Origin of the sequence: Sorangium sp. So ce590 (assembly GCF_051521365.1) — a bacterium.
Lineage (GTDB): Bacteria > Myxococcota_A > Polyangia > Polyangiales > Polyangiaceae > Sorangium.
This window is the reverse complement of the sequence record NZ_CP150346.1, coordinates 2,669,808-2,681,220: the sequence shown is the minus strand read 5'-3', so window position 1 is coordinate 2,681,220 and position 11,413 is coordinate 2,669,808. Positions and strand designations below refer to the sequence as shown.

Below are 11,413 nucleotides of genomic sequence, written 5' to 3'. Positions count from 1 at the left end.
CTCAGAACCGAAACGTGCCGACCGCCTCGCGGGCGGGCTCGCGCGGCGGGTCCGCGTCGTTGCACCCCGCGATCGTCGCGAGCAGCTCCGCGGCCACCCGGTACATCACGCGCTCCCCGCGCTCGCCGGCGCCGGATACGCGCAGCTCGACGGTCGGTCCGGCGACGACCTCGAGCCCCAGGCCGACCCCCTCGGACGCGTCGATCGCGTCGCGCAGCGGCGCTGCCCAGCCGTCGCCCGCGCCCGGCTCGCGCCACGCGAACCACGCCCCGCACCCGACGGCGCCTTGCCGTCCGGCCACGCGATCGCACCAGCCGCAGAGGAGGCGCCGCGCGAACCGCGCGTGGCGCGCCGCCGCGGCGAAATGTTGCTCGACGCGGCGTCCGAGCTCACCGGGCGGGAGGTCGTCGAGCCGCACGGGCCCCCAGGCGTCCCCGTCGGCGGAGCCCTGTCCGGCGAGGGCGCGGAGCGGCGCCGCGCCGGTCGCGCGGCGGACCGCGATCCCGAACGCCGCGAGGGCGGCTGCGCTGCGGCTCACCCCGAAGGCGCGCGCCGCGCCGTCGAGGAGCGCGCCGTCGATCACGGAAGACGTGGTGATCCATCGCCGCGCGCCGCCGCGACCGGCGTCGGTGATGGCCCCTCCCCCCTCCGCCGGAGACGGCGCGCCGAGCGAGCCGTACCACCAGCGCTCGGCCTCGAGGTACGCGGCGCTCGAGAGCGCGCGCACGGCGTCTGCGTCGGGCCCCTCCGGGTCGGCGTGCCCTGCGCGGGCCGCCTCCGTGAACGTGGCCAGCAGCGCGGGATCGATGTCGGCGTCGGCGTCCCCGAGCAGCTTCTCGGCGATCGCGGCGTTGAAGCACCGCACGAGGCGCCGCACCGCCTCGAGCGAAAATCCGCGCCGCTGCAGGTAAAAGAGGCTCCACATCTCGAAGCCGCTCTGCGGCAGCCACGTCGAGCCCGGCACCGACAGCAGCATCCGATCGACCCAGCCGGCCGCCTCATCGCTCGTCATCGTGGCGTGTCGCCACGAGAAGCCGGAGCCGCGGATCCCCAGCTCGAGCCGCCGCTTCCAGATCGGCGTCGACGGATCGGCGTACCAGAGCTGAGCGCGATAGAAATCGGGCTGCGCGCGCGCGAGCAAGTCCTCTGTCTCGCGGACCGAGCCCGGCGTCTCGCCCGGAAATCCGACGATGAGGTTCGCGTGCGTCACGATGCCCGCCGCCTTGAGCTGCGGAATCGCGGCGAGGTAGTCGGCGCGCCGCGCGGTCTTGTTCATCAGCGCGAGCATCCGGTCGCTGCCGGACTCCACGCCGAGGAACACCCCCTCGCAGCCGCTCTCCCGCATCAGCTCGATGGCCTCCTCGTCGCCCTCGTCCGCGCGGTAGAACGAGTTCCAGCGGAAGCCGTAACGCTTGCGGATCATCAGCCGCAGGAGATCCTTGTACCTCCGCTTGGGGACATTGAACGTGTCGTCGAGGAAGCTTATCGTCGTCACGCCGCGCGCGTGCAGCGCGTCCAGCTCGCGCTCGACCAAGTCGACCCCCGCGTACGTGTATTTGCCGGCGCGCGTCGGGAACCCGCAGAACGCGCAGGCGAACGGGCACGAGCGCGCCGTCCGCACCGACACCATCTCGCCCAGGCTCTCGGGTGAGAAGAGCGCGTAATCAACGAGGTTCTCCTCGATGGGGTTGTTCTCGGGGGCGGCCGGCGTGGTGCGGTAGGCCCCGCGCTCCTCGTAGGCCAGGTTCGGGATCGCGTCGAGCGGCGCGCCCGCGCGCAGCGCGCCGAGGAGCTCCGCCAGCGTCCGCTCGCCCTCCTGCGCGATCACGTAGACGTCGGCGCCCAGGTACCGCAGCAGGCGCTCCAGCTCCTCGCGCTCGAGCACGCGCGCCTGGTTCGCGATGTACGGTCCGCCGACGACGATCCGGCTGTGGGGCGCGTGCTCCCGGACGGCGCGGACGAGCTCCAGCACGGGCAGCGGCGAGACGTAGACCGTGGTCGTGATCGCCACGGTCCGCGGGCCGGCCGCGAGCTTTGCCCTCAACGAGCCCTCCTCGAGGTGCGGCAGGTTCACGTAGTCGAACGTGAGCCCCCTGCGCGCCAGGTAGCTCCCGAGCGCGAGGAGGACGGGCCAGAGAAAATCGGCGTTGTGATAGGGGCGGGCGGACCCACATGGGTCCGGCAGCGCGACATCCGACAACAGATCGAGGAGCCGTCGAGGTGTCTTCCGGTGCCGCACGAACGCGAGATCGAGATCCCGGTACGCGCCGTCGCTCGTACCCATCTTCCCGACCAGCTCCACGTAGGACGCGAAGCTCGGCTCGTGGAAGCCGATGAGCAGGCAATCGATCATCTCGCTACCTGCCGCCTCTCCATCGCCGATCACGGCGGGAGCGGCGCGGCCGAGGAGGTCATTTCTCGGCTTTCGAGAGGCGCTCGATCGCGGCCTGGTACAGCCGCTCGGAGGGATCGATGGTGGTGCCCTCGCAGCTGATGAGCTCCATCGCCTCCCGCAGCGCCTCGCGCAGGACCTTGCCCTGCTGCTCGGCGAGCGCCGCGTCCTTGTTCATCTTGACCGCCTGCTCGATCGCGGTGGCGAGAATGCTCGAGGCGAGGAGCACGTCGGGACCGCTGATCACGCCGATCGTCGCGACCGGCTCCTCGGCGAAGGCCGGGTTGATCTCGGGGGCCTCGAGGTCCTTCTTGCCGGCCGCGCGCGCGAAGACCCATTCACGGAACTGGTCGCGAATCTTGATGATTTCCTTGCGGCTCCCGAGGATGGCGGGAGCATGGGCGAGCACGATCAGGCCGAGTGCGATCGCGTCGTTCGAGGGATCGGAGAGTATCATGGGGTAGCTCCTCGTGAATGGTAGCGGCTCGCGACGAGGCTACGCCGATCCTTCTTGACAGGTCAACCGAACAATCACCCTCAACCCGGGCACAGACAGATGATGGATAGCGGCGATCCCTACGAGATCTATCGGCTTATGCGCGACGAAGGCGGCGCTATCGAGCTGAGCGAGGGCGCGTGGGTCGTCACCCGCTATCACGAGGTCGTCGCGACGCTGAGCGACGACGCGCTCTGCCAGCCCACCGCCGGGCCGGCCGAGGACGAGGTGGAGTCGCTCGCGGGGCTGGACCCGCCCGAGCACACGCGGCAGCGACGCCTCGTGCAAGAAGCATGGTCCGCCCGCCGCACGCACCTGGTCTACGGGCCCCTCGTGCGCGACGTGATCGCGGCGCTCGTCGACGAGCTGCGGCCGGCCGGACACGCTGACTTGATCGCGCGGTTCGCATCGCCCATGGCCGATCGGGTGCTCGGCGCCGTGCTCGGGATCCCCGGGGCCGATCTCGGACGGGTGCTCGCCTGGGTGGAGATCGACGCGCGATCGCTCGGCGGCGTCCTCGATGACAGCGACCAGGCGCTCGTCGGCGACGCCCGCCGGTCGCTGCGCGATTACCTCACGGGCCTGGTCGCCGCGCGCCGCGCGGCCCCGACGGACGACGCGATCAGCGCGATGGCCGCGGCCCGCGCGCCGGGGCATGAGCCCATGACGGACGCCGAGCTGGTCAGTCTCCTGCAACAGATCCTCGTCGCCGGGACCGAGACCGTGAAGAACGCGATCGGCATCGCGGTCCATTGCGTGCTTCAGACCCCGGGGCTCGCGGAGGAGCTGCGGGACCGACCGGCGCTGGTCGCCGGCGCCTTCGAGGAGGCGCTGCGGTACGACGCGCCGGTGCAGTGCCTCGCCCGGCGCGCGCGCCGCGACGTGCGCGTCGGAGACGCGGAGATCCCGGCGGAGAGCTCGCTCCTCTTGCTCTACGGCTCGGCGAACCGCGATCCCCGCCGGTTCGCGGACCCCGACCGCTTCGATCCGGCGCGACCCGACGCCGCCTCGCACCTGTCGCTGGGATACGGGATCCACTTCTGCCTGGGAGCGCCGCTGGCCCGGCTGGAGGCGCGCGTCGCCCTGGAGGCGCTGTTCACCCGCCTGCCGAACCTGCGTCACGCGGGGCCCGCCCCGGTCACGTGGCTCCCGCACCCGCTCTGGCGGCGGATGGGCTCTCTCCACGTCGCCTGGGACGATTGACCCTCAGAGCAGCGCCTGCAACCGGGCGTCGGGGCTCGCTGTCGCTTCGCGCAGAACGGCCTGGTAGCCCGCGAGCCACGCGCGGACCGTCCCGCCGTCGAACCGATCCGGGCGGTAGAAGCAGGTGCCCGAGACGCCCGCCGCCGACGGCGTCAGATCCAGGATGAGATCCGGGGTCATCAGGCGGAGGCGGTCGTCGACGAGCCCGCGCGGCGGGAACGGAGCGGCGATCGCGCCTCCGAGCTCCAGCTCGGCCGGGCTCGCGGTCTGGAGCTGCAGCATGACAGAGAAGAGCGGCTCGCCGGCCGACGCGTCCTCGCGCGCGGCGACGGCCGCGGCGACCTCCTCGATCGGCACGTCCGCGTGCTCGTAGGCCGCGAGCGCCGTGGCCCGCACCTGGCGCAGGAAGCGGCGGAACCTCAGCATCGGGTCCGCGTACGCCCTGTGGACCACCGTGCCGGCGAACAGCCCGAGGAGATCGTGCGTCTCGGGGCGCGCGCGGTTCGCGAAGTGCGCGCCGACGCGGACGTCGGGCTGCTGAAGGACGGCGGCGAGCAGGACATGGAGCGCCGCGAGCAGCACCATGAACTCGGTCGCGCCCTCCTGCTGCGCCAGATCGCGGATCGCCAGCGACAGCTCCGTCGCGAGATGAAAGGGGACGCGCGCCCTCCCCAGCGCCGTCCCGGGCGCGCCGGGCCGATCGGGAGGCAGGCGCGCCGCCGGCAGCGGGCCGCAGAGCTGATCGGTCCAGTACGCGAGCTGCTGGGCCCGCAGCCCCCCGTCGAGGCGCGCGCGCATCCAGGCGGCGACGTCTCCGTAGCGCGCGGCGAGCGGCCGGAGCGGCGACGGCCGGCGCTCGCGGAGCGCGCCGTACAGGACGCTGATCTCGCGCAACATGAGCCCGACCGACCAGCCGTCGGACACGAGGTGGTGCGTGACGAGGAGCAAGACGTGATCGTCCTGCGCGAGCCGGAAGAGCGTCGCGCGCAGCAGCGGCGCGGCCCCCAGATCGAACGGCGCGACGGCCACCTGCTGCGCGCGCGCGAGGGCGCGGCGGAGGCCCTTGTTCCTGGGCTCGCGCGTGAGGTCGACGAGCGGCAGGTCGTAGGCGGACGGGGGCGTGACGCTCGACGCGCACCCGTCCGCCGTCGAGCGGAGCGCCGTCCGCAGCACCTCGTGGCGCGCGACCACCTCGCGCAGCGCCTCGCGGAGCGCGTCGGCGTCGAGCGCGCCCAGCACGCGGAACGCGGCGGGCATCGTGAAGGCCGGCACCTCGGGCAGCAGCGCGGCCAGCTGCCACATGCCCTCCTGGACCGGCATGAGCGGGGGCGGCGCGCCGTCCGGGCGCCGCGGGATCCGCGCGTCCGGCGTCATCGCGCCGCGCTCCCCACCTTCAGGGGCCGGCGGCGGGCCGCCTGAAGCAGCGAAAGCTCGCGCTGCCGGGCCGAGCGCGAGCGCCGGTGGACCAGGTCGCCCGCTCGCCGCGCGGGGTCCGCGGCGACGGCGCGCAGATCCTCGACGACGTCGGACAGCAGCGACGTCGCCGCCGCGGCGCCGTACCGCCGGAGATCGTGCAGCAGGGTCAGCGCGAGCGCGTCCCCCGGCGTGGCCCGGAGCGTGAGCGGGTAGTGGTTGGCGACCGCCAGGCGAAGGTCGCGGAGCGACGCGCTCCGCGACGGGTAGCTCTGGAACGCGACGAGCGTCTCGAACAAGGGGGCGTCGACCGGCCAGCCGCACCACCGCTTGATGTCCACGAGCGCGGACTGCTCGTGCTCGAGGAGCCCGGCCTGGCGGTGGTGGAGGGCGCGCAGCCACTCGCCGACCTCCTTGTCGAGCGGCACCGGGGCCGCCAGGGGGAGCGTGTTCATCAGCATGCCGACCATCGCGTCGGAGCCTGGCAGATCGGCGCGGCGTCCCGACACCGTCACGCCGAACACGACGATCGGCGCGCCGGCGACGCGGGCGAGCGAGAGGGCCCACGCGGCGCGCACGACCGTATTCAGCGTGATCCGGAGCTCCTTCGCCGCCGCGACCATCGCTCGGGTCTCGTCCATCGTGAGCGCGGCGTGGACCTCGCCCCACCGCGGCCCGCCGCCGGCGGGGTCGAGCGGCGCGTCGGGCGCGTCCGCCGGCATCGAGGCGGGGCGCGCGCCCTCCATGTGCGCGCGCCAGAACGCCTGCGCCGCGGCGTCCGGCCGCGCGCGCGCCCGTCGCGCGACCTCGCGGGACGGCGGCGCGGCCGCGCGCTCGCCCTCGCGTCCGACGACGATCGCCGCCAGCTCGGAGAGCACGATCTGGATCGACCAGCCGTCGAGGATCAGGTGGTGATGCGTCCACGCCATCCGCCAGTCGTCGTCCGCGACCCGCACCGCCGTGAGCCGCTGGAGCGGAGGAGAGGCGAGCCTGAACCCGCGGCGCCGGTCCTCGTCGAGGAAGGCCGTGAGCCGCGCATCCGGCGAGCCGTCGCGCGCGGTGAGGTCGAGGCGCTCGATCGGGGTGGCCGCGTCCCGGTGGATCACGAGCAACGGCTCCGGCACCGAGCTCCAGAGCGCCGAGGCGCGCAGCGCGGCGTGGCGCGCGGCCACGCGCGGCCACGCGTCGATCCACGCGGCCACCTCCGCGGCGCCGACCGCCCACGTCGCCTGCGTGACGTAGGCGTCGCTCGCCGGGTCGGCCAGCGCGTGGAACAAGATCCCTTCCTGCGCCGGCGTCAGCGGGACCACGTCCTCGATCGTCGCGACGTCCTCGGTCGCGGCGAGCGCGCGGAGCGCGCCCTCGAGGTCGTCCGCGAGCCGGTCCACCGTCTCCCGGTCGAGCACCGCCGGCCCGTACCGCAGCTCGAGGCAGAGCCTGCGCCGGCGCACGACGCCTCGGAGCTCGAGGCGATACGGCCGCGGCGCGCGCGGCGCGCGCTCGCCCTCCGACGTGAGGCGACCGACGCGGAACGGCCCGCCCGCGGACACCATCCGGTCGAGATCGCCGAGGTAGTCGAACAGCACCTCCGCGCGCGGCAGCCGCGCCAGCGCGGGATGCTCCGCGAGGTGGAGGAGGACGCCGTAGCTGACCGTGTCCTCCGGCACGGCGGCCAGGCCGAGCTTGACCGCCTGGACGGCCGCCGCGGGACCTCCGTCGGGGGCGGCGTCGATCAGGACCGGATGAATCGTCGCGAGCGCGCCCACCGTGCGCGTCACGTCGAGCTCGCCCTCGAACACGTCGCGGCCGTGCCGCTCGAGATCGACGAGCACCGCCCGCCCCGTCCAGCGCGTCAACGCGCGGCCGAACGCCGAGAGCACGAGCTGCTCCACGGAGGCGTGGAACCGCGTCCGGGCGCCCGCGGACAGGATCGCTGTCTCGCGCTCGGACAGCGCGCGCTGGACCACGAGGACGCTGTCCTCGACGTCCCCGCCGAGCCTGTCCGGACGGTCGAGCGGCAACGGCTCGCTCCGCTCGACGATCGCGCGCCAGCGGGGGAGCGTGTCCTCCGCCGCGGCCGTCCGGGCCAGGAGGCGCTCGCCGCATGCGCGAAAGGAGTCCGTTCGGGGAGGGAGGGCCGGGCAGGCGCCTCTTTCGAGGGCTGACCAGGCCGTCTCCAGGTCGCCGATCAAGATGGAGAGCGACGCGCCGTCCGCGATCAGGTGGCACACGGCGAGCAGCAGGACGCACGCCCCCCCCGTGTCGACCAGGGCGGCGCCGACGAGCGGCCCGCTGTCGAGCGACAGCGACGCCCGCAGACCGCGAGCGATGTCCGCCTGCGCGCCGGCTCGCGCGCCGGGCTCGAGGCCCGCGAGGTCGTGGCGCGCGATCGGCGATCGAGGCGCGGCCGCGCCGTACGTCTGCCGCCGGCCGCCTCGCTCGGGCAGCACGCGCAGGCGCAGCGCGTCGTGATGCGCGACCACCGCGTCGAGCGCCGCGTCGATCAGCGCGACCGGGAGGGGCCGCGTGAGCTCCAGCTCGACGAGGAAGGCCCACTGCGACGGATCGACCCTCGCCTGGGTGAGGCTCCAGCGCTGGAACGGGGTCAGCGGCGCGTCGCCGCTCGCCGGGCCGCGCCCTCCGGGCGCGCCGGCCGGGGCCGCGACCGCCGCGAGCTCCTCGATCGTGGGGTGCGTGAACACCTGCGACGGGAGGATCGCGAGGCCGGCGCGCGCCGCGCGCGCGACCAGATGGAGCACGCGGATGCTGTCGCCGCCGAGCGCGAAGAAGTCCTCGCGCTTGCCGATGCGCGGCACGCCGAGGACCTCCGACCAGCTGGCGGCGAGCGTTCGCTCCACCGCCGACATGGCCGCGGGCTCGGCGGCGGCGGGCTCCGGCGCGGCCTCGTACGCGGCGAGCGCCTTTGAATCGATCTTCCCGTTCGGCGTCAGCGGGAGCTCGTCGAGGACGAAGATCGCCGCCGGCACCATCGCCGCGGGCAGCGCGGAGCGCGCTCGGGCCCGCAGCTGCGCCGCGAGGGCGCCCCGCTCGGCGTCACCGCTGCGGGGCACGACGAACGCGACCAGGTGCTCGCCGCCGCGCGCGCGGCACGACACGGCGACCTGCCGGACATCGGGGTGCACGGCGAGCACGGCCTCGACCTCCCCCGGCTCGATCCGGTGGCCGCGGACCTTGACCTGCCGATCGACGCGCCCGAGGAAATCGAGGGCGCCGTCGGGCAGGAAGCGCGCGAGATCGCCGGTCCGATACAGGCGTGCCCCCGCCTCGATCGAGGTCGGATCGGGGGTGAACGCGGCCGCGGTGCGCGCCGGATCGCCGAGGTACCCGCGCCCCACGCCGACGCCGCCGACGTACAGCTCGCCGATCGACCCCGCGGGGACCGGCGCGAGCGTCTCGTCCAGCACGTGGAGGCGCGTGCCGAGCACCGGACGACCGATCGGCACGCGCGCCGCGCCCGCCGGCGGCGGCTCGCCCAGGAGGTGGTGCGTCACGTCGTCGGAGCACTCGGTCGGGCCGTACGCGTTGACCAGCGGGATCGACGGGTAGCGCGCGAGCCAGCGGCGCGCGAGCTCGGGAGGGAAGGCCTCGCCGGTGACGACCAGCCAGCGAAGGGCGAGGCGCTCGGGCAGGCCAGGCAGCTCCAGCGCGGCCGCGAGCAGCGACGGGACGAGCTCGAGCACGGTGATCTCGTCGCGCGCGATCGCGGCGAAGAGCCGCTCCGGATCGCGCACCGTGTCGTCGTCGTACACGTGGACCCGACCCCCGACGAGGAGCGGCGCGAGGAGCTGCCACACCGAGATGTCGAAGCCGATGGGCGCTGTCTGCGCGACGCGATCCTCGGCCGAGAGCCCCAGGTCGACGACCTTGGCGCGGAGGTGATTGACCATCCCCCGGTGCTCGACCATGGCCCCTTTGGGCGCGCCCGTGGAGCCCGACGTGTAGATCACGTACGCGAGCGTCCCTGGCGGTCGCGCGTCCGGCTCGGCCCGGGATCCGGCGGGCGCGTCGAGCGCCTCCCGCACGTCGAGGATCCCGACCGCCGCGGGCGGCGCGAAGCAGAGCTCCCGGTCCGTCACGAGGATCGGCGCTCCGGAGGCGGCGAGGAGCTGCGCGCGGCGATCCGGCGGGTCCCTCGGGTCGAGCGGGACGTAGGCTGCCCCCGCGAGGAACGCGCCGAGCACGGCGGCCACGAACCCCGGACCCCGCGCCGCGTGGATCGCGACGAGGGTCTCGAGCGTCGCGCCGGCCGCGCGCAGCCGCGCGGCGACGGAGGACGCCGCGTCGAGCATCGCGCCGTAGGTCACGCGCGTGTCGCCGGCGACGATCGCCGTCCGCGCCTCGTCCTCCCGCGCGATCCGCGCGAGCTCCGGCAGCAGGCCCGGCTCCGAGGCCACCGCCGGCGCGCCCTGCCCCCACGCGTCGATGAGCGCCTGCTCGGCGCGGGGCAGCGGGAACGACGCCGGGCGCCGCTCGGGCTCCTCCATGCCCCGCTCGAGCGTCGACGCCACCCGCGCGAGCAGGCGCGAGGCCGCGTCGCCTGCCAGCGCGTCCGCCGCGCAGTGCGCCACGAGGGTGATGTCGTGCGGGCCGACCGTGACGACCAGGTTCAGATCGACGTCGAGCTCCACGCGCGGCAGCTCGCGGAGCTGCATCGAGACGCCCGCCGCGTCGACGGGATGGGGCATCAGCTCGGGCAGCAGCTCGAACAGGATCGGCGAGAGCACCGCGCGCCCTGCGTGGCGCGGCAGGTCGAGCGCCCCCACGATCCGCTCGTAGGGGACCTCGCGCCGCCGCAGCGCGCCGCCGACGACCTCGCGCGCCCGGGCCAGGAGCGCGCGGAAGCTCGGGGCTCCGGACAGGTCGAGACGGACAGGGAGCAGGTTGATGAAGTTGCCGACCAGCGCCTCGGTGCCCCGCTGATCGCGGCCCGCGAACGACGTCAGCAGGGTGATGTCATCGAGCCGCGTCGCCCGCCCGAGCTCGACGGCGAGCGCGGCGAGGAAGGCCATGAACATCGTCACGCCTTCGCGCCGGCACCGAGCCCGGAGCGCCGCGACCGACGCCGCGGACAGCACCTGGCAGACGGCGTCCGCGGGCGACCTCTGCGACCGATCGCGCGGCCTGTCCCCGCTCAGATCGACGAGGGGCGGCGGACCGGCGAGCAGCGCCGTCGATTCGCGCAGGGCCGCGTCCACCGCCGGGCTGGCCGCGCGCTCGCGCTGCCACGCGGCGTGGGCGCGGTAGGGGAGCGCCGGGGGCTCGAGGCGCGGGGCGCGTCCGGCCGAGCGCGCGGCGTACAGCTCGGCCAGATCGCGCACGAGCGCGCCCCGGCCCGGGTGGCCGCCTCCGCCCAGCGACCACGTGTCGACGGCGACGTGGTGGAGCACGAGCACGACCACGTGCAGATCGGGGGCGAAGGACACGAGCTCGAACCGGAGCGGCAGATCCCTGCGCAGGTCCATCGGGAGCCTGGCCAGCGCGCGCGCCACCTTCCTCACGATCTCGTCGCGCGCGCCGGGCGGCGCGTCGCCGTGCTCGTGGACCTGCAGCGCGATCCTCGGCGCGTCCTGCACGACCTGCACCGCGGACTCGATCGGACCGGCGAACGTGGTCCGCAGGGGCTCGTGGCGCTCCAGCAGGCCCTCGAGCGCGCGCTCCAGCGCGCCGACGTCGAGGGGGCCGCTGCACCACAGCGCGTACGGATACCTGTAGACGGCCGACGTCGGATCGAGGTCGTGGTCGACCAGCAGACGGAGCTGCGCGGACGAGACCGGCGCCCCGCTCAACGCCGCGCCTCCCGCCTCGGGCGCGCGGCGGAGCTGCCCTGCGCGGCGGAGGTCCTCCGGCGGACCGGCGCCGGGTCGTCCAGTTGCATGCGCGTCATCCGT

At 74.6% G+C, this 11,413-nt stretch carries 5 protein-coding genes; 1 reads left to right on the top strand and 4 read right to left on the bottom strand.

Features of this window, described 5'->3' with window-relative positions:
* Position 1 precedes the first annotated feature (1 nt).
* Positions 2 to 2,353: a PhpK family radical SAM P-methyltransferase gene (locus tag WMF28_RS10270; RefSeq protein ID WP_437601980.1), complete on the bottom strand. Its 2,352-nt coding sequence runs from the start codon at positions 2,351 to 2,353 to the stop codon at positions 2 to 4.
* Positions 2,354 to 2,411: 58 nt separating this feature from the next.
* Positions 2,412 to 2,849 carry a hypothetical protein gene (locus WMF28_RS10265; RefSeq protein ID WP_437601978.1) on the bottom strand — a complete coding sequence of 146 codons (438 nt, stop codon included), beginning with the start codon at positions 2,847 to 2,849 and terminating at the stop codon, positions 2,412 to 2,414.
* 99 nt (positions 2,850 to 2,948) lie between these two features.
* Here WMF28_RS10265 and WMF28_RS10260 point away from each other — a divergent pair, with 99 nt between their 5' ends.
* Positions 2,949 to 4,091 (top strand): cytochrome P450, encoded by a 1,143-nt coding sequence (locus tag WMF28_RS10260; protein WP_437601977.1) that lies wholly within the window; start codon positions 2,949 to 2,951, stop codon positions 4,089 to 4,091.
* Between the two features lie 3 nt (positions 4,092 to 4,094).
* Here the strand turns inward: WMF28_RS10260 and WMF28_RS10255 are convergent, their stop codons facing one another.
* Together WMF28_RS10255 and WMF28_RS10250 are read right to left on the bottom strand one after the other, a co-directional pair.
* Positions 4,095 to 5,465 carry a condensation domain-containing protein gene (locus WMF28_RS10255; RefSeq protein ID WP_437601976.1) on the bottom strand — a complete coding sequence of 457 codons (1,371 nt, stop codon included), beginning with the start codon at positions 5,463 to 5,465 and terminating at the stop codon, positions 4,095 to 4,097.
* The gene (locus tag WMF28_RS10250; protein ID WP_437601975.1) at positions 5,462 to 11,311 is read right to left on the bottom strand and encodes an amino acid adenylation domain-containing protein; all 5,850 of its coding nucleotides are present in this window, start codon (positions 11,309 to 11,311) and stop codon (positions 5,462 to 5,464) included. Before WMF28_RS10250 ends, WMF28_RS10255 begins: the two co-directional genes overlap by 4 nt.
* Positions 11,312 to 11,413 lie beyond the last annotated feature (102 nt).

Excerpts from the sequence above, each read along its gene's own strand:
- WMF28_RS10270 (WP_437601980.1), bottom strand. The coding sequence starts at position 2,353 with ATGATCGATTGCCTGCTCATCGGCTTCCACGAGCCGAGCTTCGCGTCC.
- WMF28_RS10265 (WP_437601978.1), bottom strand. The coding sequence starts at position 2,849 with ATGATACTCTCCGATCCCTCGAACGACGCGATCGCACTCGGCCTGATC.
- WMF28_RS10260 (WP_437601977.1), top strand. The coding sequence starts at position 2,949 with ATGATGGATAGCGGCGATCCCTACGAGATCTATCGGCTTATGCGCGAC.
- WMF28_RS10255 (WP_437601976.1), bottom strand. The coding sequence starts at position 5,465 with ATGACGCCGGACGCGCGGATCCCGCGGCGCCCGGACGGCGCGCCGCCC.